At 67.3% G+C, this 379-nt stretch carries 1 protein-coding gene; it reads right to left on the bottom strand.

The genetic code is table 11. The annotated features are described in order from the left end of the window. The coding region (locus tag FJV41_RS56855; protein ID WP_220138096.1) for a lipoyl protein ligase domain-containing protein at window positions 1–379 on the bottom strand (379 nt) is incomplete at both ends.

Raw genomic sequence — 379 nt, forward strand, 5'->3', positions numbered from 1 at the left:
GAAGTGGGCATCGACGCCAAAGGTCGCCAGCGCGCGCTGCAGCAGACCGCAGAGCATCAGATAGATAGGTTCAGCGGCCTCGCCCAGAGGCTGATAGACCGGCCAGGCAAGGCTGAGATTGACAATCCCCGGCCCCTGCGGCACGAGGCCGCCGCCGGAGCGGCGCAGCCAAACCGGCCAGCCGCGCGCGGCAAAACGTTCGCTAACGGCGGAGAGCTGGCTAAATTTTCGGTAGCTGCCGGGAACCACGAATCCCTGCGGGGCCTGCCACAGCTGGGCCAGCGCTTCGCCGCCGCGGGCCCGCTCGAACAGCGGCAGCTCGGCAAGCGTCGGGTCAGCGTGGTACTGAAGCGGCAGCTGTTGATGAATGAAGCGCTGC

The organism is Myxococcus llanfairpwllgwyngyllgogerychwyrndrobwllllantysiliogogogochensis (assembly GCF_006636215.1).
GTDB lineage: Bacteria > Myxococcota > Myxococcia > Myxococcales > Myxococcaceae > Myxococcus > Myxococcus llanfairpwllgwyngyllgogerychwyrndrobwllllantysiliogogogochensis.